The organism is Chthoniobacterales bacterium (assembly GCA_036569045.1).
Classification (GTDB): Bacteria; Verrucomicrobiota; Verrucomicrobiia; order Chthoniobacterales; family JAATET01; genus JAATET01.
Genome location: DATCRI010000059.1, coordinates 1 through 22210 on the forward strand (window position 1 = coordinate 1; position 22210 = coordinate 22210).

Below are 22210 nucleotides of genomic sequence, written 5' to 3' on the forward strand. Positions count from 1 at the left end.
GGCCAGAGCTTCGGCCAGCCCTGGCTCCTGATGCATCTCGCCGACGTCGCCTCGCTCTATTCCGACGGCGGCGAGCCTCGCCTGCTCTTCTACCGGAAGAAAGATACCTGAGGCCGCTCACGCCGTGCCGAAGGTTAGCCCGACCCGGCGAATGTATTGCCGATACGCGATGGCCATGCGATCCGACGGCAGGTGGAGCTCCTCCGCGAGATCGAGTGGCAGCCGCTCCGGCCGCTGGGAGGCGACGATGGGCAGATCCTCCGCAAAGATCCGGTCCTGAAACGCAGCCAGTTCCGCATCCGCAGCGGGATCGCCGTAGTTCACCAGGATCGTAAAATACGCGACGCTCTCGATCTCCGAGACGGGCGCCGCGGCAAACAGCAGCGCAAAGCAGCGACCGTCGGGCATGCGCTTGCGGAGATAGACGGCGAACGGCGAGAGCACGCCGTATTCGTAGGCCACGTGTCCCGCGCGGCCGAGCCCCTCGGGATTCGGCTGGAAAAGACGAATGTCGCGCGCGACCGGGCGGCCGTCGATCCATTCGACCTCATACGGCTCGATTGCGGCCTGGCTCCCCACGCCCAGCGAACCCTCGTGAACGATCGGCAGATGCGCGACATCGAGAAAATTCTCGATCAATCGCGGCACGCCGGCCGGCGCGACGAAGGGACCGCACGGGATTGCGCGAAAGCTCGCGTCGGCGCATTCGGCCAGCATCGGCGGAGGTTCCGGCGCCCCGTCCAGCGACACCCAGACCAATCCCCCGCGCTCCGCGCTGGCAAACGTCTGCGCACGCGCCCGCGCCGGAGGGTTGAGAGTCGGATGCGCCGGCAGATACGTGCACCGGCCCGTCTCGTCGTAGGTCCAGCCGTGATAGGCGCAGCGGAGCGCGCAGCCATCCACCACCCGGCCGAGCGAGAGCTTCACCCCGCGATGGATGCAGAGATCCTGCCACGCGTGCACTCCATCCTCCCCTCGCCAGAGAACAACGTCCTCCCCGGCCAGCGAAACCGCCCGCACCTCTCCCGGGCCAAGGTCGCGCGAAACGGCCACCGGATGCCAGGCCGCGCGCACGACGGGATCGAGAGAGATTTCGGATTTCATCGAGAGGTCAGACGGAGCCGCAGGAGCGGCGCCCGCCGTCCAAGGACAGCGCACCGGGCGCCCCCTTGTCGAGCCGCCGCTGGACAACCGCCCCGCGCGGCCTATCGTCCCGCATCCGCCATGCGAATTCGCGCGCTCCTCTCCGGTCTGCCCCTCGCTGTATTCGCCCTATCGCCCCCGGCGCACGCGTCGGTGAAATCGCTTCTGCAAGACGCCGCCCGCGAGTTGCGACACGACGGCGCGCCCGGCGTCTCGCTCGTCGCCGTCGTTCATGGCCACACGTTTTACGAGAACTCCGGCAGCAGCGACCGCCCCGGCCTTCCTCTCACGAACACCACGATCTTCGAGACGGCATCGGTCAGCAAGGTCTTCACCACCACGCTCCTCGGTATCGACGTCGCCCGCGGCTCGAAGTCTCTCGACGAGCGCGTGGCCGCCCTGTTTCACCGGCCGCTCCGCTCCCGCCTCCGCCCGGCGACGCTCGAAATGCTCGCCACCTACACGGCCGGCTTCCCGAACCTTCCGGCCGCGCTCGATCGTGTCCCCTCGTCGGAATGGGGCCTCGAGAACTACTCGACCGACGATTTCCTCCGTTTCGTCAGCCGGCTGCAGCCGCACGCAACCGTGCCCGCCGCCCGCGTCTACAGCGACGCCAGCGTCGGCTTCCTCGGCCTCTGCCTCGGCCATTTCCGCCTGAAAACCTTCGAAAGTCGGCTCGACCGCAATCTTTTCCGCCCGCTCGGAATGCGCGACACCAGCATCTGGCTCAACGCCCGGCAGGAGCGGCGCCTCGCCATTGGCGAAACGCCCGACGGACGAGCCGCGCTCCGCTGGCCCGTCGACGTGATGGCCGGCGCCGATGGCATCACCTCCACCACCTACGACCTCGGCCATTTCCTCGCCGCGGAGCTCGGCGAGCGCCGCGGGGTTTCCTCGGCCATCACCCGCGGCATGACCATCGCGACAAACACCGGCTTTCTTTTCGTCAACGACACGCGCTTCCAGGCCCTCGCGTGGACCTGGCTGCCGGAGGAAATCCGGGGCAAACCGACGTGGATCATTCAAAAGGGCGGCAACCTGCCGGGATTCTCCAGTCGCGTCGCCTTCAATCGCGAACTCGGCATTGGCGTCGCCATCCTCGCCAACCGCGGCAGCCTGCCGACCCAGGACGTGGCAATGAACCTCGTCCGACGAATCGCCGAAGCGCGGTGACCTAGCCTCTCCGCCGACTCGCCGACCGGATCAACTGCCGCACCGAGACGGCCAGCACCATCGTGGCAAACGCGTAGTTGAAAACGGTAGCGGCCACGAAAGCCGGCGCATTTTCGCCGCGGTAGATGATGATCCCGTGCCGGGTCTGCGGGCCGAGATACATCTTTCCGTGTCCGATCCCTCCCGTGGTGTAATTGAACATGAAACCGGCGACCGCAAGGCCGAGAATGGCGGCGGCGATCCGGAGCGCGGGGCCTGTTTTTCGGACAGCTTTCAGGAGCGCGTTCATGAATAATCAGCCGGGCGCGAAAATCAGCCAGACCTTTCGTCCGGACAAGACGAAACGCCGCTCGGGCCGAAACGCGCGACGAACCCCGCTCACTCGATCCCGGATTAGCCCGCCATGAAAAGCCGCACGCTGCTTCGTCTTCTGCCCCTCTTCGCCGCGGGGCTGTTCGTTCTCTTCCAATACCTCTCGGCGGAGAAATTCACGAATCCCCTCACCGGCAAGGCCGCACGCGTGGCGCTCAGCCGTGAGCAGGAGGATCGCCTCGGCCTGCAGGCCTACCGGGAGGTCCTCTCGGAGGAACGCGTCGTGAAGAGCGGTCCGCAGGCGGAACAGGTGCGCCGCGTCGCCGAACGCCTGGCCAGCGCCACCGGGGCGGATTCACGAGGCTTCCAGTGGGCCGAAAGCCTCGTGCAGAGCCCGCAAAAGAACGCCTTCTGTCTGCCGGGCGGCAAGATCGTGGTCTATACCGGAATTCTGCCGATCACCCAGACCGACGCCGGCCTTGCGGCGGTGATGGGCCATGAAATGGCGCACGCGACCCTGCGCCACGGCGGCCAGCGCGTGCTCCGCGAAAATCTCACGCAGACGCTCCTGAGCGGCGCCGCTTTGTCGATCTCGGACATGGATTACAACCAGCAACGCGCCGTGATGGCCGCCCTCGGCGCCGGGGCGAAATACGGCGCGATTCTGCCATTCGGCCGCGCCCACGAGAGCGAGGCCGACGAGCTCGGGCTGCTCTACATGGCGCGGGCCGGCTACGATCCGCGCGAGGCCATCGCCTTCTGGCAGCGGATGGCCGCGGCGAACAAGGGCCAGCCGCCGGAGTTTCTCTCCACGCATCCGTCGAGCGGCACGCGCATCGAGCGACTGAAGGCGGCGCTCCCGAAGGCGCTTGCGGAATACGAGGGCGCCTCCGTGGAGCGATAACCGGACTACACCGCGGGCGGGGCCTCCGGGGCCGGCTCGACGGACCGCTTCTTCTCGCCGCCGCTCCATTTCTCGACGACGTAGAACGTCACCGGGATCAGGAAGATCGCAAGCAGCGTCGCCGCGAGCATGCCGCCGATCACGGCCGTGCCGAGGATGCGGCGGCTCACCGCGCCGGAGCCGGTCGCGGTCCACAGCGGCACGCAGCCGAGGATGAACGCAAAGGCCGTCATGAGAATCGGGCGGAGGCGGAGTTTCGCCCCGGCGAGCGCGGCCTCGACAAGGCCCTTGCCCTTCTCGAATTCGTCCTTCGCGAACTCCACGATGAGAATCGCGTTCTTCGCGCTGAGGCCGATGAGCATCACGAGACCGATCTGCGCATAGACGTCGTTCGCGTAAAATCCACTCTGGTAGCGACGGAGGGTGAGCGCGAGGAACGCACCGAACACGGCGATGGGCACGCCGAGCAGCACGCTGAACGGCAGCGACCAGCTCTCATACTGCGCGGCGAGGATGAGAAACACGAAGAGCAGCGAGAGGCCGAAAATCACGTTCGGCGACACGCCCTCGGCGGCCTGCTGTTCCTGGTAGCTCATGCCATAGTAGTCGAAGCCCATCTCGGGCGGCATCGTCTCCTTGAAGACCTGCTCGAGCGCCGCCATGCCCTGGCCGCTGCTCACGCCGGGCGCGGTGGAGGCATTGATCATCGCACTGCGATACATGTTGTAGCGCATCGTGAACTCGGGGCCGTTCCGCGGGCTGTAGTCGACGAGCGATGACAGCGGAACGGGCTCGCCCTTGTCATTGCGGACGAAGAACAGGCTCATCTGCTGGATCTCGGTGCGGAACTCGCCGTCCGCCGCGAGATAGACCTGCCACTGAAGGCCGAAGCGGTTGAAGTAGTTGATGAAGACGCCGCCAAGAAAGGCTTGGAGCGTCTGATAGACGTCGGTGATCGACACGCCCTGCTTGAGCGCCTTCTCGATGTTCACGTTCACGCCGAGCTGCGGCACGGCGGGCAGGAGCTGGGTGTTGACGTTCGCGAACTCGGGCCGCTTTGCGACCGCCGCCATGAACTTGTTCGTGTTCTCGGCGAGGAATTCGACGGTGCCGCCGGAGCGGTCCTCGAGAATGAACGTGATGCCGCCGGCGGTGCCGATGCCGGGAATGGCGGGCGGAGGAAACGCGAAGCCGATACAGCCGGGAAGCTGGGCGAGCTTCTGGTTGATGCTGCGGAGGATTTGCGGGACCTGCGTGGCGTGGGTCTTTCGCTCGCTCCAGTCATCGAGGGCGATGAAGAAGAACGAGCTGTAGGTCATCTGCACCTGGCTGAGGAGGTTCAGGCCGACAACGGTCGTGCAGTATTTCACGCCGGGCTGGGCCTCGACGATTTTCTCGACCTGCCGCGCCATGTCGGACGTGCGCTGCAGGGAGGACGCCTGCGGGAGCTGGATGAGCGCAAAGACGTAACCCTGATCTTCTTCCGGAACGAAGCTCGTGGGGAGTTTCCCGCCCAGGAAGACGCCACCGACGGCCAGTGCGGCGAGGAGAATGAGCGCGATGCCGGACTTGCGGATGAGCGCACCGCACACGCCGACGTAGCCATCCGTCGCACGGCCAAACACGCGGTTGAACCAGCGGAAGAACGCACCAAGCGGGCCGCGGGTCTCCTTTTTCGGCTTCAGCAGCAGCGCCGCCAGCGCGGGGCTGAGCGTGAGCGCGTTGAAGGCCGAGAGAATGACGGAGACGGCGATCGTGATGGAGAACTGCTGGTAGAGCTGGCCGGTGATGCCGGGGATGAAGATCGTGGGCACGAACACCGCCGTGAGAATGAGGGCGATGGCGATGACCGGTGACGACACCTGCTCCATGGCGAGCAGCGCAGCGTCCTTCGGCGAGAGCCCCTGCTCGATGTGGTGCTCGACGGCTTCCACCACGACGATGGCGTCGTCGACGACGAGACCGATCGCGAGCACGAGGCCGAAGAGCGAGAGCGTGTTGATCGAGAAGCCGAAGAGCGGAAAGAGGGCGAACGTGCCGATGAGCGCGACCGGCACGGCGAGGAGCGGGATCAACGTCGCGCGCCAGCCCTGGAGGAAGACGAAGACGACGATGATGACGAGGATGAGCGCCTCGACGAGCGTCTTGACGATTTCCTCCATGCCCGCGGTGACGGCGAGCGTCGTGTCGAGCGAGACCTCGTATTTGAGGCCGTCGGGGAAGCGTTTCTGGAGTTCGTCCATCTTCGCCTTCACACCGGCGACGCAGGTGAGCGCGTTTGTGCCGATCTGCTGGCTGATGACGATGATCGCCGCCGGCTGGCCCTGGAAGCGGCCCTGGATGTTGTAGAACTGCTCACCGAGCTTGATCCGGGCGACGTCCCTGAGGCGGATGATCGTGCCGTCGGGCTGCGCGCGGATGACGATGTCGCCGAATTCCTTCTCGCTGACGAGACGGCCCTTCGCGATGACGGAGTAGGTGAATTCCTGGCCGTCCGGCACGGGCTGGCCGCCGATCTGGCCAGCGGGGTTCACGTTGTTCTGCGCCTGCACGGCGTTCAGCACTTCGTTGACGGTGATGTCGAGCTGGGCGAGCACGTCGGGGCGCACCCAGAAGCGCATCGCGTATTCGCCGGCGCCGTAGACGTTCACGAGGCCGACGCCGCCGATGCGGGCGAGCTCGTTGGAGATGTTGATGTTCGCGTAGTTCGCGATGAAGCTCGCGTCGTATTTGCCGGTCGGCGAGTAGAGCGAGAGCACGATCAGCGGCGAGGCCGAGGCCTGGTTGACCGTGACGCCGTAGTTGCGCACGGAGCTGGGCAGCTGGGCCGAGGCCTGGTTCTGCCGCATCTGCATGAGGATCTGGTCGGTCGTCGGCACCGTGTTGATGCCGAAGATGCCGTTCAACGTCATGGAGCCGTTGTTGGCATTGACCGAATACATGTATTCCATGCCTTCGGTGCCGTTGACCTGCTGCTCGATCGGCGTGGCGACGGAGGACTCGACCGTGAGCGCGTCGGCGCCGACGTAGGTCGTCGAGACCTGGATTTGCGGCGGAACGATGTTCGGGAACTGCGCGATGGGTAGCTCGAGAATGCAGACGACGCCCAGAATGACCATCAGGATGGCGATGACCATCGCGACGATCGGGCGGTTGATGAAGAAGCGCGACATGAGATTGGTGCGTCGCGATCGTCAGGGTTTCGCCGTGGGGCTGGCGGTGGGAGATGCGGAAGGGGATGGCATGGGCGCCGCCTCGGCTTCCGCGGCTTTTTCCTGCGGAGTCGGCGTGTAGGGAGAGGGATTCACCACTGCGCCCTGTTTGGCCTTCTGGACGCCTTCGACGACGACCTTGTCGCCGGGGTTCAATCCCTTCAGCACGACCTGGTCACTGCCCAGCGTGGGACCGAGTTCGACATTGACGACGTCTACCTTGTTCCCCTCGCCCACCAGAGCGAGCAGCGTGAGCCCTTGCAGATTGATCACCGCACGCTGCGGCACGAGGTAGGCGCCCTTGTCCTTGTGCGTGGTCGCGGTCACGAGGCCGAACTGGCCCGGTCGCAGGAGCCGGCCGGGATTCGGAAACTGGCCCTCGACGGAGATGGAGCCGGTGTTCTGGCCAACGATGTTGTTGATTGCGGTCACCGCGCCCTTTTGGGGATAATTCACGCCGCCGGCGAGTTGCAGCGAGAGCGGGATGTTGGGAGCGCGGTTCGTGCCGACGGGCGACTGGCTCGGATCGTCGAAATACTGGCTGATGAAGCGCACGTAATCCTGCTCCGGCACCATGAACTGGACCTTGATCGGATCGGTCTTCACCACGGTCGCGAGCGTGCCGCTCGAGGGACTCACGAGATCGCCGACCTGCGCGGTCGCGATGCTTGCAAAGCCATCCACCGGCGCGGTGATGCGCGTGAAGACGAGGTTGAGCTGGGCCTGCTCGACCGAGGCCTGCGCGGCCTTCTCCGCGGCTACCGCGCCCTGATACTGCTGCGTCTGGTCGTCATATTGCTGCTGGCTGATGACCTTCTTTTCGTAGAGCTCGGCGGAGCGCTTGTAGTTCAGCTCGCTCGCGGTGAGCTGCGCCTGGGCCTGGGCCAGACTGCCTTTTGCCTGATCGAGCTGGGCCTGGAAAGGACGCGGGTCGATCTGGAAGAGCACGTCGCCGGCCTTCACCCAGGCGCCGTTGCGGTAATTCTGCGACTGGAGGTAACCGGAAACCTGCGCGCGAATGTCGGCATTCACGTCGGCCGTGACCGTGGCGACCCATGTTTCAAAAACGGGCACGTCCTCCGGTTGGACGGTGAGCACCTGGACGGCGGGAGGTGGCGGCGCGGGCGGCTTCTGCTGTTCACAACCGGTCAGCAGGGCAATCAGTCCCGCGGTCGCGGGGATGAGTGCAGGAAGGGACCGCGTCGAGCGGTGGAAAAAAATCTCGCGCGAGGGCACTCGGAATTTCACGACGAGCGACATACCAAGCGTCGTCCCGCTCGGCGATGGAAAAACGTCGCCAGCCGTTCCCGGCATCCCCAAAACTTCCTGTTTTCTATTTTCTCTGGAGAAAAACCTGCCTACTACTTCGGGCTGATGCGGAACCAGACCGCCATTCGTCTTCTTTACGTGCTCGCCGTTCTGGCCGGCATCCTCCCGCCCCTCCTCTTTCTGGGATACGCCTATCGACAGAGCGTGGCGGATGTGGAACACCAGCTCGACTTCGTCGGCACCGGCACGCTCGTGCGCACCGAGACCGTGCTCGATACCGTCGCCGGCACGTTGCGGAAGGTGCCGAGCCTCATTCACAGGCAGATCGACCAAAGCTCCGTCGACAAACTGCGCCAGGCCGTCTTCCTCGACCGTTACATCCAATCGATCGGCATTCGCACCGCGGGGGAACTCCTCTGCAACAACCAGACCCTTTACCCGCGACCGGTCCGCATCCCCGACCCGAAGGAGTCGCTCACCCTGCCCGCTCCCGGCGAGGTCGCCGTGCGCCCGCTCGTCGATCGGGGGTTTCCCTCGAAGTCCCTCGTCGTGCTCTACACCTTCACGAACGGCATGGCCGTCGAAGGCATCGTCGATCCCGCCCTCTTCAGCGAATTTTTCGATTATTACGCCCGCCAGTTCGATTGCCGGGAGTTCATCCGCTTCCGGGGAGAAAGCCCGCTCACTGATTTCGGCGAAGACCACATCTCCCTGCCCGCGAAGATCAACCTCACAATCGACGACCGGCTGCAGTGGCTCGACGGCCGTCTCGTGATGGTCAAACACTCCACAAAATACCCGATCCACACCATCACCGTGGCCAGCAACGCAACCGTCCTGGCGAAATGGACTCGCAGCGCCGTCATCTTCGGCCTCACCGGGCTCGCGGTCTCGGCATTGCTGTCCGGACTCATCATCCGCCTTGCGAGGCGGACTCGCACACTCGAGGCCGATCTGCGCGAAGCCGTGCGTTACCGGGAGATCGACGTCCACTATCAGCCAATCATCGATCTCGAGACCGGCCGCTGCGTCGGGGCGGAGGCGCTCATGCGCTGGCCGCATCGGCGCCGCGGATTGATTCCCGCGGGAGAGTTCATCGCGATTGCCGAACGCACCGATCTCATCGTTCCCATGACGGATACCCTCCTCGAAAAGATCGCCGTCTCCCTTGGTCCGACCCTGCGCGAGGATCCCTCGCTCCATATCGGCGTGAACCTCGCCCACCAGCATTTCGTGACCACGCGCATCCTCGACCGCGTGGCGGAAATTACGAAGGCCGATATTCCGCCGGGCCAGATCATCTTCGAAATCACCGAGCGCGGGCTGGTCTCCGACAAGGATTCCGTCGCGCGCACCGTGATGGCCGGCCTCGGCGCGACGGGGGCCAGGCTGGCGGTCGACGACTTCGGCACCGGCTATTCCAGCCTGAGCTACCTCCAGCGTTTTCCGCTCGATTACCTCAAGGTCGACAAGGCCTTCGTCGACGGCATCTCGAGCGCCACCGAGAGTTCCGGCCTTGTCGATCAGATCATCCGGATCGGGCACTCGCTCGGCATGGAGATCATCGCCGAGGGCGTCGAGGAAGGCTTCCAGGCGGACTACCTGAAAGCGCAGGGCGTAAAGCTCGCACAGGGCTGGCACTTCGGTCGTCCCATGCCGATCGACGATTTCCTGAAATTCGTCCGCGAGCGAAACCACGCATCACCCGGTCGCACCACCCGGATTCCCACGACGCCCGAAGCCGTCGCTTCCGCCCGGCCGGTCGCCTAAACGAACTTCCCGGGATTCAGCAACCCCTTCGGATCGAGGGCTCGCTTGATCGTCGCATGCAGGGCGCGATTCTCGGACGAGAGCGCCTCCTCCCACCACCGCAGCTTCGCGAGACCGATGCCGTGCTCGCCGGTGATGGCGCCACCCCACTCCAGCACTTTGGCAAATAGCTGGTCGAGCACGCGTTCCACCTTCTCCCGGACGACGGCGTCTTCGTAGTCCGCGGCCATCACGTTCACGTGGATATTGCCATCGCCAGCGTGGCCAAAGCACGCCACAGGGAATCCCGACTGGCGCTCGAGCTTCCGGGCGAACTCCACGAGATCGACGAGCCGGCCACGCGGCACGACGATATCCTCATTGAGTTTCGTGAGGCCCGTCGCACGCAGCGAATTCGAAAAACTCCGCCGCAGCAGCCACAGCCGGTCGCAGGATTCGTCATCCAGCGCGCGATCCACCCGCGTCGCCCCGGCCTCGCGCAGCAGGGTCACGAGCGCCTTCGTCTCGCCGCGCACGCTGGCCGCCTGGCCGTCGAGTTCGATGAGCACGTGGGCGTCGCCGGGCGGGATATCCGCGCCGGGCATGGCGCGACGGCCCGCCTCGAGCGTGAACCGATCGGCCACCTCGACGGCAGCAGGGAGGTAACCACTGCGAAACACGGCCTGCACCGCGGCCGCAGCCTTGCGCATCGAGGGAAAACCCGCGGACAACGCCGCCCGGGCCGGCGGATGCGGCAGCAGGCGCAGCGTCGCCTCGGTCACGACGCCAAGCAGACCTTCCGAACCAACAAAAATTCCGACGAGATCGAAGCCAGTCTTGTTCTTGTGCGTGCGGCCGCCGGTTTTCACGACCGTGCCGTCCGCAAGAACAACCTCGAGACCCAGCACGTAGTTGCGCGTGACGCCGTATTTCAGGCAGCGCGGACCGCCGGCGTTCGTGGCGATGTTTCCGCCGAGACTGCAATCCTTGAGGCTCGCGGGATCGGGCGGATACAGGAGCTTCTTCTTGCGAGCTCTCGCCTGCAGGTCGCCCGTGAGCACCCCGGGCTGCACGCGCGCCACGAAATCCCGCTCGTTGATTTCGAGAATTTTGTTCAGGCGCTTCGTGCTGAGCACGATGCCGCCGGACTGCGGCACGCAGCCGCCGACGTAGCCGTAGCCCGCGCCGCGCGTGGTGACGGGAATGCCCGCCGCATAGGCCAGCTCGAGCACCGCACTGACTTCCCCGGTCGAACCGGGGAAGACGGCGATGTCGGGCCGGCGGGCGGCGAACCATTTGTCCCCCGCGACCGCCTCCAGATCCGCGGGGTCGGTGAGCACCGCCTCCGCGCCGAGTCGGTCGCGCAATTGACGCGTGATCGCGGGCAGCGTCTTCACATGCCCATGATCTCGTAGCCGCCGTCGACGTAGAGCACCTGGCCGGTGATGCCGCTGGCGCCGTCGCTCGCGAGGAACACGCCGGTGTGGCCGAGTTCATCCGTCGTGCAGCTGCGACCGAGGGGCGCGTGCGCCTCGTAATGCTTGATCATGGCGGTGAAGCCCGAGATGCCGCGAGCGGCGAGCGTCTGCACCGGACCGGCGCTGATGCAATTCACCCGGATCTTCTTCACGCCGAGATCGGCGGCGAGATAGCGCGTGCTGGCTTCCAGCGAAGCCTTCGCCACGCCCATCACGTTGTAGTGCGGGACGACCTTCACCGCGCCGTAATACGACATCGCGACAATGCTGCCGCCATCGGTCATGAACGGCGCCGCGGCGCGCGACAGCGCGACGAGCGAGTAGGCGGAAATGTCGTGCGCGATGCGGAAGGCTTCGCGCGTCGTGGCCACGAAATCTCCCTCGAGCGCCTCCTTCGGGGCGAACGCCACCGAGTGCAGGAGCAGGTCGAGCTTCGGCGTCGTTTCCTTCACCTTCGCGAAGAATCCGTCGATCTCGGCATCGCTCGTCACGTCGCACGGCAGCAGCAGCGTGTCGGCGCCGAACTCACCGACGAGTTCCTCGACGTTTTCCTTCAGGCGTTCGCCCTGGTAGTTGAAAATCAGTTTGGCGCCGGCATTGTGCCAGGCTTTGGCGATGGCCCAGGCGATGCTGCGTTTGTTTGCCACGCCGAACACGACGCCGGTTTTTCCTGCGAGAGGTTTGTCACTCATACGTCGGCGCAGATTCCCTCGCGCCCGCCGAGGTTGTCACGAAAAAATCCGACCGACTGCCGCTATTGCCGGGCCGGATTCCTCGCCGCCCGCGAGCGCGAGAGCAGGCGCAGCGACACGTCGAAGCCAAGCGCGACCACGAAATAACAGACGACCGCCAGAATGAGGCCAAGGGCGATCCCCCCGAGCATCAGCACGCCCCAGATGCCGGGCGCCTGCTTGACCAACTCCCAGAAAGTGAGCCGCTGCATGAGGTCGTTCATCTGCTGCGCCAGCGACGGCTTTCCGAGCAGAAGAGAGCCGAGTTTCAGCTGCGCATAGATGAAAAACGCAAAGGTAAACGGATTGGTAATCCAGCAGCCGACGAGCGCCGCCGGGACGTTCACCCGGGCCAGCACCGCTCCGAAAGCCGCCGGAATGCTCTGCAACGGAAACGGCAGCACGGAGAAAAATGCGCCGATGGCCAGCCCGAGCGCGGTGCCGTGGCGGTCCCATCGCCACAGTCGCGGGTCGAAAAAACGATCGCCGAGCGTGCGGTGCAGGAACGTGCCGCGCAGGTGTTTGATGCGAGGAACATGCCGAAGGTATTTGCCCGCCCACGAACGGCGCCAGTGGATCGGCTTCATAGGCGGGGCGTGACGGCAAAAAACGATTTCAATTTACAAACTCCTCCGTGGCTTGCTTACTCCCGGGGACGGAATCAAGCACCCAGACCGCATTACAACTTATGAAGAAAATCGAGGCGATCATTAAACCTTTCAAGATGGAAGACGTGAAGGAAGCGCTCGCGGAGGTCGGCATCGAAGGGATGACCGTCAGCGAAGTCAAGGGATTCGGTCGTCAGAAGGGCCACACCGAGATCTATCGCGGCAGCGAATACACCGTCGATTTCCTTCCCAAGGTGAAATTTGAAATCGTCGTTCTTGACACGGCAGTCGAAAAAGCAGTCGCCGCGATTTCCAAATCCGCCAAGACCGGCAAGATCGGCGACGGCAAGATTTTCGTTCTGCCCATCGAAAGCGCGATCCGCATTCGCACCGACGAAACGAACGAGAACGCCATCTAGGCCGGCCTCCGCTCCTTCCTCTCGATGCTGCCTGACTGGCTGATCGTCATCATCCTCGGCATCATCGAGGGCCTCACGGAGTTCATTCCCGTCTCCTCGACGGGTCACCTCCTCATCGCCGAGCATTTGCTCGGCGACCACAAATCCGACCTCTTCAACGTCGTCATCCAGGTTGGCGCGGTCATGGCCGTCCTGCCGCTCTTCCGCGAGCGCATCGCCCTGATGATGCGCTGGCACGAGCCGGAGGGCCGCGACCTCACCCTCAAGGTCTTCGTCGCGTTCTTCATCACCGGCGTCGGCGGCCTCATTCTCAAGAAACTGGGCCTCAAGCTGCCCGACGAGATGTTCCCGGTCGCCATTGCGCTGATCGCGGGCGGCTTCTTCTTCCTGTTCATCGAGAACATGATCAAGGGCAAGCCCCGCACGAACTCGATCACCTGGATCATCGTCATCGCCGTCGCCGCGGGCCAACTCGTCGCCGCCGCCTTCCCCGGCACCTCGCGTTCCGGCTCCACCATCATGTTCGCCATGGCGCTCGGCCTCGCTCGCGTCCCCGCCACCGAATTTTCCTTCCTCGTCGGCATTCCGACCATGCTCGCCGCCGGCGCGCTGGAAATCCGCGAGGGCCTCAAGGCCGGAGAACACGAGCCGTTCTGGATGATCGCCCTCGGCTTCATCGTCGCGTCGGTCGTGTCCTTCATCGCCGTGAAATGGCTGTTGCGTCACGTGCAGTCCCATACGTTCGTGGGCTTCGGCCTTTACCGCATCGCCTTTGGCATCCTGCTTCTTGTCTTTTCCTTTTTAATGACCCGATGAGTTCGATTCTTCCCGATCTCCAGGCCAGCCTCCTCTGCGAGGACGTCCGGGCGGAGATCAGCGGCCAGCAGACGCTCATCGGCGTCATCACCGCCATCCCGGCCCCCGTCATGCCGGTCGCGTTCTTCAAGCTCTGCCTGTGGACGCGCTGGTGCGGCGGCGAAGGCACCTTCACGCAGCGCTCGCTCATCCTTTCCTCGGAGGACGAAAAAATTCTCGCCGAGTCGCGGGTGGAATTCACCCTCAACGAGCTCGAGTCGCACGCCACGAACGTCCACGTCTTCGGCGGGGTGAAATTCGAGAGCTTTGGCGTGCATCAGGTCGAGATTCACCTCGACGACGAGTTGCAGCTCCGCTTCCCGCTGCCCGTCGTGAAAATCGCGCATCCCGGCCAGCCCGGCGCATGACAGGGCCGAGCGGCGGCCGGCGGCCGCACTCGGGGGCGACGGTCAATTCTTCGCAAACTTCCACGCAGTCCGGCACTTGCGTGCCCCCTCCCCCCCGTCTACCGTGGTCGGCTATGCGCAAGTTGTGGTTCTGGCTCGCTCTCGGTGTCGTCGTGGCGACCCTTGCGGCTGCGCCGAATCAGGATTTTGCCCGCACCCGCATCGCGGACGGCTTTGACTTTCCCGTCGGCAAGCCAAACGCCGACGGCTACTACAAGGCGCGCGGTTTCCGCCCCAACGGCCATCTCGGCGAGGACTGGAATGGCATCGGCGGCGGTAACAGCGATCTCGGTTCGCCGATCTACTCCATGGGCAACGGCCTCGTCGTCTTTGCCCGCGATGTGCGCCTCGGCTGGGGCAACGTCGTCATCCTGCGCCACATCTACTACGAGGGCAGCGCTCTCAAGACGGTCGATTCTCTTTACGGCCACCTCGACCGCATCATGGTGAAGGAAGGCCAGCAAATCATTCGCGGCCAACAGATCGGCACGATGGGCACGAACCGCGGCATGTATCCCGCCCACCTCCACTTCGAGATCCACAAGAACCTCGTCATGGGCATCACGCGCACCGGCTTCGCCCACGATTTTTCGAACTACTACTCACCGACCGAGTTCATCACTCCCCGCCGCAAGCTCAACGGCGGCGGCAAGAGCGGGCTCGTCGCCATCAACACCTTCACCGACCCGCGCGACTTCGGCCCGCCGGCGAATGGCAGAGCACCAATGAAAGCCGACGGCAGCGCCGCCGCGAAACGCGATCCCGTGCAGGAGGCCGCGAAGAAGCAGCGCACGAAGTCCTTCCGCGTGGATCGCTTCGGCGGCTTCGACTCTTTCTGAAACCGCACCGCTTCCGCTCCTTCATGAGGCACTTCCTCCGCGCTCTCGCCCTGCTCTCGCTCTTCACCGGCAGTCTCCACGCCTCCCCCGAGATCATTCGAAAATCCCTCGTGCGCGTGCAAACGGTCTCCCAGGAGGCCGACTACAGCTCGCCATGGAATCCCGGTGGCATCGGCCAGGGAATCGGCGCCGGATTCGTGATCGACGGCAACCGCGTCCTGACGAATGCCCACGTCGTCAGCGACTCGCGCAAGATCTGGATCACTCGCGAGGGAGACTCGAACCGCTACCCCGCAAAGATTCTGCACATCGCCCACGACTGCGATCTCGCCGTCCTGCAGCCGCTCAATCTCGACTTCTTCAAGGGCATGCGCGCCCTCGAATTCAACGGCATTCCCGAGATCGAGTCGGCCGTCATGGTCTACGGTTACCCGATCGGCGGCGAAACCCCATCCGTCACTCGCGGCATCGTCTCGCGCGTCGACTTTCAGGAATACAGCCACTCCGGCACAGATTCGCATCTCGTCATCCAGATCGACGCCGCGATCAATCCCGGCAACAGCGGTGGCCCGGTGGTGCAGGAGGACAAGGTCGTCGGCGTGGCTTTTCAGGGCTACAGTGGCGATGTCGCGCAGAATACCGGCTACATGATCCCCACGCCGGTCATCAAGCGCTTCCTCAAGGACATCGCCGACGGCCATTACGATCACTATGTCGACCTTGCCCTGAACTGGTCTCCGCTCTACAACCCCGCCGCCCGCCACGCACTCGGCCTGCCCGACGACGGAAGGGGCGTAATCGTGGCCAAGGTCTTCGGCGGAGGATCGGCCGAGGGCATCGTGAAGCCGCGGGATGTCATTCTCTCGATCGACGGCCACGCGGTCGCCAGCGACGGATCCGTCGAGCTCGACGGCAGCGACGTGGAACTCGCCGAAGTCATCGAACGCAAGTTCAAGGGCGACAAGGTGAAGCTCGAGGTCGTGCGCGAGGGCAAACCGCTCGAGCTCGTCGTTCCTCTCAACGCCCCCTTCCCGCTCACGCTCTTCTCGAACGCCTACGACGTGAAGCCCCGCTACGTCGTCTTCGCCGGGCTCGTGTTTCAGCCGCTCGACGAGAATTTCGTGAACGCGACGCCGCTCACGAACTCGCGCACCCGCTACTATTTCGACCACTTCCTCGAGGACGATCTCTACAAGGAACGGCCCGAGCTCGTGATCCTCAGCAACATCCTTTCCGATCCGGTGAACGCCTACGCCGACGAGTTTCGCCAGGCCCTTGTCGATACGATCAACGGCCGCAAGATCAACCGGCTCGACGACGTCGCCGCGGCCTTCGCCGAGCCCGCCGAGACTTACGTGATCGAATTTGCCGGAGCCAGTCGACCGCTCGTGCTCGAAGCAAAAGCCGTCGCTGCCGCCCGCGAGCGCATCCTTCGCCGCTACGGCATCACCCGCGAGTCGAATCTCCAGCCATGATCCCGCTTCGCCCCTTCGTCCTGCTCGTTGCGTTCGTCCTCGGGATCGGCACTGTCGCCGCACAGACCTCCCCCGCCCCGATCGCGCCTTCCCTGCCGTCGGAGAAGTCGCTCGTGCGGGTCAACTCCACGAACCAGGCCTACAACTTCGTCCGCCCCTGGAGCAAACGTCGCCCCACCACCCGCCGCGGCATCGGCGTCGTCATCGAGGGCGGCAAGGTGCTCGTCACCGCCGAACTCATTGCCAACCACTCCTACGTCGAGCTGGAACGTCCCGCGAGCTCCGGAAAGATCGCCGCCGAGGTCGAACGCGTAGACTACGAATCGAACCTCGCCATCCTCGCGCCGCAGGACCCGAAATTCCTCGCCGGCACCGAGCCGGTGAAGCTGGCGGACGCCATCCAGGTCGGCACGAAGATCAACGTCGTCCAGCTCGAGAGCACCGGCGCCGTCGCGCTCACGCCCGGCGTCATCACCACGATCACCGTCTCCGGCTATCCCGCCGATGGCATTTCCCTCCTCGCCTACCGCCTCAGCGCTCCGCTCCAGTATCGCGACAACAGCTTCACGATGCCCGTCTTCGTCGGCGACCGCCTCGCGGGCCTGCTCATGCGCTACGACACGCGCTCGCAATCCGCCGACATCATTCCCGACGCCGTCATCTCGAACTTTCTCACGCGCGCCAGCCGACAGCCCTACGAGGGCTTTCCTCGCGCCGGCATCGCCTTCGCGCCGACCCGCGATCCGCAGTTTCGCCACTATCTGGGCATGACCCCCGAGCAAACCGGCGTCTACGTTTCCGCGGTCTCTCACGGCAGCGCGGCGGAAAAGGCCGGCCTCGAGAAAGGCGATGTCATTATGCGCGTTGGCGACGGCGACGTGGACGAGGACGGCAACACCACGCATCCCGCCTACGGCAAGATCCCTTTCAGCTACCTCGTTTCCACCGCCAGCCTGCCAGGTGGCAAGCTGCCCATTCGCATTCTTCGCGACGGCAAGACCCTCACCCTCGATCTCCCGCTCGAGCCGCGCGATCCCGCCACCGTCATCAGCGAGCCCGAAATCCTCGATCGCGCTCCCCGCTACTACATCCTCGGAGGCCTCGTTTTTCAGGAACTCTCGCGCCCCTACCTTCGCGAATGGGGCAGCAGCTGGCGAACGGACGCGCCACCGCGCCTCGTTTACCTCGACGAGTTTCAGGACGAGCTCCCGCCGGACCGCGGCAAGATCGTGATCCTCAGCCAGGTCCTCCCGGCCGACACCACGCTCGGCTACGACAATGTGGAAACCTCCGTCGTCGAAAAGATCAACGGTCGGGATATCCGCAGCCTCGAGGACGTCGCCGAAGCGTCCAAGCACCCCGAAGGCGAATTCGACAAGATCGAGCTCGAGTCCAACGCTGGCGTTCTCTACCTGAACGCCGCCGATGTCGCGAACTCGGCCAGGCAGTTGAAAGATTCCTACGGCCTCCCCGCCCTCGACAATCTCAGCGACCCGGCCACCAAGGTCGCGCCCTGAGCATGCGCCTCCGTCAGGCCGGTGACGGCAACGCGCCTTCCATGACCTGCCGTTTCTTCGAATAGCAATCCATCAGCAGGTAAACCCCGATGGACGCTCCCAGCGCCGCCAGGAAGTAAAAGACCGACGGCAGATGGGTGAAATGCGCCGCGAGGATGTAGACGGGAATGTGAACGAGATAAAGCGGGTAGGAAATGTCCCCGGCAAAACGCATCGCGTTCGACCGTAACTGGACGGGGTTCGGCCATACCACGAAACGAGAGAAGGCGTAATAAACGAGGCAGAGAGTCGCTCCCTGCCAGAGGAAGGGAAGCATGTCGCGGCCGATCGCAAGGACTCCGGCGTGATGCCGGAAACAGGACGTGAGCTGGATGGCCACGTTCATCGCCATGTGGACTCCGAACATCACGCGGATGTCCCACATGACCTCGTTGAGCTTCTGTTGATCCCGCGCCAGACGCACGCCGGCGATCCAGATGAACGCGAGCAGGAGGAGATTGGCCCCGTATCCGACGCCAGAGAAATACGGCAGATGCCAGGCGGATCGAGCCACGGAGTAGGCAAGAAAGCTGGTAAAGGAAAGATACATGATCCCTCGCAACGCCGCTCCGCGCAGGATGACGAGTCCGGGCAACAGGCAGTAGAGCCAGAATTCCAGCGAAAGACTCCAGGCCGGGCCGACGAACGAGCTGGTTGTGAAGATCTGATTCAAAAACAATCCGTTGATGACCACCTCGACGAAGGACGGCAGATTGGTTCGGTCCACCAGCATCCATGTCACAAACATCAGAAAGATGCTCGCGAGATAAATGGGATAGACCCTCTGGATCCGACGCCACAGGAACCCGTCCGGATTCGCGAGATACGATTTCGTGACCGAAAATCCACTGATCAGCAAAAAGCCGAGCACGGCTTCGAAAGCACTGAAACTGGGAACGAAGCTGAGCACTCCGAGATCGGTGTAATTCCTCAGGTGGTCCACCGCCACTATCGAAGCAAGTCCGATGCGAAGAACCGAGAGAACGCTCCATTTCTCGATACCTCTCATATCCCGATTTCCTCTGGTGAAGCTTTGGAAGGAACAGGGCTTCTTTTTCTGCAGAGGTTAGTGAGGTCCGATTTGATGCGGGGGTGATAACAGGCCGCTCGATGACCGGCAATAGCCCGTGCGTCCCCCGCCAGCCATGACTCCTTAGGAAGTCACTTAGAAAAGCTCACCCTGCTCGCCAATCGCGGGCCGCGGCGCAGCCTTGTTCGCCGCCGGAGCGGCAAGGCCGGCTTCCTTCTCGATCTCGGCGAGGAGCGTGCGGAATTCGCAGCGACGGATGGCCTCGATCAGCTCGGGATAGCGCGGGGCAATGACGAGATCGTCGATCGCGGCCGGGAGCACGAGATCGAGGTCCAGCGCGACCATGCTGCGGTTATCGATCACCTGCTGGCGCTGGGCGACGATCTTCTCGCGGCTGCGCGCACTGGCAATCTCGGCGGTGCGCTCGAGCAGGGCCTCGACGGAGCCGAACTGGCGGACAAGCGTCGCCGCGGTCTTCAGCCCGACCCCGTCGACTCCCGGAATGTTGTCCGAAGAATCACCGGTGAGCGCGAGCACGTCGGCGATCTGGGCGGGCTCGACGCCCCATTTGGCGCGCACGGCTTCGATCCCCAGCAGGGCGAAGGTCTCCTTCTCGACAAGGTCCGTCTTGTTCGTCGAGTAGATGCTCACGCGGTCGTTGACGAGCTGGAGGATATCCTTGTCGTTCGTGGCGATGACGGTCTCGCCGGAATGCTGGACGGCGTAGCTGGCGATGAGGTCGTCAGCCTCGGTATCCGGCAGCGAAAGACTCGCGACGCCGAGCAGCGGGACGAGCGCCTGCATGGCGGATTCCTGCGCCTTCATGTCCTCGGGCATCGACGGCCGCTGCTGCTTGTAAGCGGGCTGGAGTTCCGACCGGCGGGCGGGAATTCCGCGATCCCAGATCACCGCGGCGCGATCGGGGCGGACGTCGGCGATCATCCGACGCAGCGCCTTCGTGAATCCGAAGATTGCGTTCGTCGGCTCGCCCCGCGAGTTCGTGAGCCCGCGGATCGCGAAAAACGACCGGTAAAGATAGTAATGGCCGTCGACCAGCAGGAGGCGCACAGGAAAATCGGGAGCCAGGGGCTGGACTAGTCGAGCGGAGGCGCCGGGGGCACCGGCGGAGGAGCCGGCGGGCGCGGACGCTTCGGCGGCTTCGGCTGGGACGGCGGCTTCGGCGGTTTCACCACGACGGGGGGCTTCGGCGGCTTCGGCTTCGGATTGTTCACGATGACCTTCGGCGGGCGCACCGTCGCCGTCTTCTTCGGCGGCTTCGCAGGCGGCGACGACACACCGTCGGCGTCCGTGCGGAGCGAGGCGAGGGCGCTGGTGTTCACGAGCTGCAGGCCAGGGTTCTTCTTCTTGCCGTAGAGGCCGTAGTTCACGGTGATGAGCTTGCCCTTCGTCTTGAGCAAATGCTGGGTCTTTTCGGTCTGAAAGATGAAGGGCTGATTCTTCAACTCGGAAAACTGCTTGCTCATCAGGCCCGAGGTCTTGGTCAGACGGGCAACGTCTACGATCTGCGGCTCAGGCAGAACGAGGTCACCGGGACTGACGGTCAGGATTTGTCCGGCCGTCATCAGCACGGATTCACCCGGCCGCCCCTTCAACTTCAGGCGCATGGTTCCCTCGAGCACGATGAATTTCACGAGGCCCTTGCTTTTCGGACCGCCAGTCTTGCGCGTCTCGATCATCACCGTCGTGCCAGTGACCGCTGCCGTGACGGCCGCCGTGTTGATCGTGGCGCCGCCGGCATTCTTGGGCACTTCGAGGAGGATAGCGCCTTCGTCGAGGTTCAGGTCGCGAGTGCCCTTCTCGAAACTGAAGACGGAGTTCGCGCCGAGACGGGCAATCGTCTGGTCGTTGAATTCCAGCTCGGCGCGCGCCTGGTTCCCGGTCTGCACGGCGGTTTTTCCGCTGATGCCGTCTCCGACCCTGGCCGGAACCGCTGGACGCTCGGGGGCCAGAATGTCGACCTTGTTGTAGACGCGAGTGACCGCCGCGCTGTGGAGCGTGCCAGCCGCCTGCGCGGTAAGGGTCGCGAAAAGGAGGGCTCCCCCTGCCAGCAAAGTGTGCCGCACGTCGTTCATTAGGATTAAAAATTAACCAAAAGGCCGATTCCGCCACCCAAATTCGCAGCGAAGTAACTGTAGGTGCTGTCGGTGGAGTTGTTGATCCCGATCGTGCTGAGGGCCTGCACGCTCAGCCACTTCGTCACCTCGAAGGTCACCGCGCCGCCGATCAGCTGATTGAAATCCGCGCGATCGGCATAGCGATAGTCCTGCGCGGCGACGCGATAGTAGAGGTCGATCTTCACGTTGCGGGTGAGGCTCAGCTGATAGCCGAGCAGCCACGCGAACTCGTTCCGCAGCGCATAGGAGGGTTCGCCGCCGAGGGTGAACTCCGCGGTGAGCGACGTGTAGAAGAGATTTGCACGGTTCAGTGAGAACGTCTTCCGGCCGCCGAAGCTGAGCGTGTGATCGGCGTAGATCTGGCTGTTCAATCCGCGAGAGGTGAGCAGGTCGTAGGTGTAGTGCGTGAAGAGCGCGAGGTCGCCGAGCTCTCGGACGACGTAGACGAACCCGGCCTTCAACTGGAGGCTGTTGAAATCCAGGGAGCCGTTGCGCGCGTAGCGAAACATGCTCTGCTCCGCGGAGAAATCGGCGAAAACGTTGCCGCCGAGATGCGGCAGGTAACTCGCCCCTACGGTGCCGCTGAGCACCGTGTCGGAGCTTTTCGAGCCGTCGAGTAGCTCCGCGTTATTCGTCCAGAAAGTGTTCCAGTTCGTCCACGCGCTGAAAGGCTGGTATTTCTGCTCGGGCTGGAGAAGCACCTGCTCGCCGATGTCGGCGTCCGCCGGACTGGCGGGCGCAAAGGGTTCCGCCGTGGCCAGAGAGCTGTTCACCGCGCCTCCCTGCGCCTGCTGCGAAATGCTCACCTGCTGCTGGGCCTGCACGGCCTGATTCGCCTGCTGTGCGGAAACCATCGGCAGAGCCAGGCTCACAACCGCCAGCGCACCGAAACAAGATCTTCCGAAGAGCGACATG

Annotated in this window: 20 protein-coding genes; 9 read left to right on the forward strand and 11 right to left on the reverse strand. The window is 64.1% G+C overall.

Annotated elements, in window-relative coordinates; all coding sequences use genetic code 11:
- Nucleotides 1–117: 117 nt before the first annotated feature.
- Complete coding sequence (locus tag VIM61_11500; protein ID HEY8901026.1) at nt 118–1104, reverse strand: aromatic ring-hydroxylating dioxygenase subunit alpha; 987 nt, start codon at nt 1102–1104, stop codon at nt 118–120.
- A gap of 120 nt (nt 1105–1224) precedes the next feature.
- On the opposite strand from VIM61_11500, the gene VIM61_11505 reads away from it, so the two are divergent.
- The gene (locus tag VIM61_11505; GenBank protein HEY8901027.1) at nt 1225–2316 is read left to right on the forward strand and encodes a serine hydrolase domain-containing protein; all 1092 of its coding nucleotides are present in this window, start codon (nt 1225–1227) and stop codon (nt 2314–2316) included.
- 1 nt (nt 2317) lies between these two features.
- Here the strand turns inward: VIM61_11505 and VIM61_11510 are convergent, their stop codons facing one another.
- On the reverse strand, nt 2318–2605 hold the full coding sequence (locus VIM61_11510; protein ID HEY8901028.1) for a hypothetical protein: 288 nt from the start codon (nt 2603–2605) through the stop codon (nt 2318–2320).
- A gap of 114 nt (nt 2606–2719) precedes the next feature.
- On the opposite strand from VIM61_11510, the gene VIM61_11515 reads away from it, so the two are divergent.
- The gene (locus tag VIM61_11515) at nt 2720–3532 is read left to right on the forward strand and encodes a M48 family metallopeptidase (protein HEY8901029.1); all 813 of its coding nucleotides are present in this window, start codon (nt 2720–2722) and stop codon (nt 3530–3532) included.
- 5 nt (nt 3533–3537) lie between these two features.
- Here VIM61_11515 and VIM61_11520 read toward each other — a convergent pair whose 3' ends face one another.
- Nucleotides 3538–6705, reverse strand: coding sequence for a multidrug efflux RND transporter permease subunit (locus VIM61_11520; GenBank protein ID HEY8901030.1), 3168 nt, complete (start codon nt 6703–6705; stop codon nt 3538–3540).
- Between the two features lie 21 nt (nt 6706–6726).
- Nucleotides 6727–8058, reverse strand: coding sequence for an efflux RND transporter periplasmic adaptor subunit (locus tag VIM61_11525; protein ID HEY8901031.1), 1332 nt, complete (start codon nt 8056–8058; stop codon nt 6727–6729).
- A gap of 60 nt (nt 8059–8118) precedes the next feature.
- On the opposite strand from VIM61_11525, the gene VIM61_11530 reads away from it, so the two are divergent.
- Nucleotides 8119–9783 carry an EAL domain-containing protein gene (locus VIM61_11530; protein ID HEY8901032.1) on the forward strand — a complete coding sequence of 555 codons (1665 nt, stop codon included), beginning with the start codon at nt 8119–8121 and terminating at the stop codon, nt 9781–9783.
- On the opposite strand, the gene VIM61_11535 is transcribed toward VIM61_11530, so the two are convergent.
- The 3 genes from VIM61_11535 to VIM61_11545 all read right to left on the reverse strand — a co-directional run bounded on the left by VIM61_11535 (nt 9780) and on the right by VIM61_11545 (nt 12558).
- A complete protein-coding gene (locus VIM61_11535) occupies nt 9780–11159 on the reverse strand; it encodes an FAD-linked oxidase C-terminal domain-containing protein (protein ID HEY8901033.1) in 1380 nt (459 codons plus the stop codon). The genes VIM61_11530 and VIM61_11535 overlap by 4 nt on opposite strands.
- Nucleotides 11156–11932: an enoyl-ACP reductase gene (locus VIM61_11540; protein HEY8901034.1), complete on the reverse strand. Its 777-nt coding sequence runs from the start codon at nt 11930–11932 to the stop codon at nt 11156–11158. Before VIM61_11540 ends, VIM61_11535 begins: the two co-directional genes overlap by 4 nt.
- 62 nt (nt 11933–11994) lie before the next feature.
- Nucleotides 11995–12558, reverse strand: coding sequence for a DUF2062 domain-containing protein (locus VIM61_11545; protein HEY8901035.1), 564 nt, complete (start codon nt 12556–12558; stop codon nt 11995–11997).
- A gap of 101 nt (nt 12559–12659) precedes the next feature.
- On the opposite strand from VIM61_11545, the gene VIM61_11550 reads away from it, so the two are divergent.
- The 6 genes from VIM61_11550 to VIM61_11575 all read left to right on the forward strand — a co-directional run bounded on the left by VIM61_11550 (nt 12660) and on the right by VIM61_11575 (nt 18091).
- Nucleotides 12660–12998: a P-II family nitrogen regulator gene (locus VIM61_11550; GenBank protein ID HEY8901036.1), complete on the forward strand. Its 339-nt coding sequence runs from the start codon at nt 12660–12662 to the stop codon at nt 12996–12998.
- Nucleotides 12999–13022: 24 nt separating this feature from the next.
- A complete protein-coding gene (locus VIM61_11555; protein ID HEY8901037.1) occupies nt 13023–13814 on the forward strand; it encodes an undecaprenyl-diphosphate phosphatase in 792 nt (263 codons plus the stop codon).
- Nucleotides 13811–14221 (forward strand): hypothetical protein, encoded by a 411-nt coding sequence (locus VIM61_11560; GenBank protein ID HEY8901038.1) that lies wholly within the window; start codon nt 13811–13813, stop codon nt 14219–14221. Before VIM61_11555 ends, VIM61_11560 begins: the two co-directional genes overlap by 4 nt.
- 113 nt (nt 14222–14334) lie before the next feature.
- Entirely contained in the window at nt 14335–15099 is a 765-nt protein-coding gene (locus VIM61_11565) for a M23 family metallopeptidase (protein ID HEY8901039.1), read from the forward strand.
- A gap of 23 nt (nt 15100–15122) precedes the next feature.
- Complete coding sequence (locus VIM61_11570; protein HEY8901040.1) at nt 15123–16574, forward strand: trypsin-like peptidase domain-containing protein; 1452 nt, start codon at nt 15123–15125, stop codon at nt 16572–16574.
- The gene (locus VIM61_11575) at nt 16571–18091 is read left to right on the forward strand and encodes a PDZ domain-containing protein (protein ID HEY8901041.1); all 1521 of its coding nucleotides are present in this window, start codon (nt 16571–16573) and stop codon (nt 18089–18091) included. Before VIM61_11570 ends, VIM61_11575 begins: the two co-directional genes overlap by 4 nt.
- A gap of 13 nt (nt 18092–18104) precedes the next feature.
- On the opposite strand, the gene VIM61_11580 is transcribed toward VIM61_11575, so the two are convergent.
- The 4 genes from VIM61_11580 to VIM61_11595 all read right to left on the reverse strand — a co-directional run bounded on the left by VIM61_11580 (nt 18105) and on the right by VIM61_11595 (nt 22209).
- A complete protein-coding gene (locus tag VIM61_11580) occupies nt 18105–19139 on the reverse strand; it encodes an acyltransferase (protein HEY8901042.1) in 1035 nt (344 codons plus the stop codon).
- Nucleotides 19140–19295: 156 nt separating this feature from the next.
- Nucleotides 19296–20228, reverse strand: coding sequence for a 5'-3' exonuclease H3TH domain-containing protein (locus VIM61_11585; GenBank protein ID HEY8901043.1), 933 nt, complete (start codon nt 20226–20228; stop codon nt 19296–19298).
- Nucleotides 20229–20254: 26 nt separating this feature from the next.
- Nucleotides 20255–21253: a FecR family protein gene (locus tag VIM61_11590; GenBank protein ID HEY8901044.1), complete on the reverse strand. Its 999-nt coding sequence runs from the start codon at nt 21251–21253 to the stop codon at nt 20255–20257.
- 5 nt (nt 21254–21258) lie between these two features.
- Nucleotides 21259–22209 (reverse strand): hypothetical protein, encoded by a 951-nt coding sequence (locus tag VIM61_11595; protein HEY8901045.1) that lies wholly within the window; start codon nt 22207–22209, stop codon nt 21259–21261.
- Nucleotide 22210: the final 1 nt, after the last annotated feature.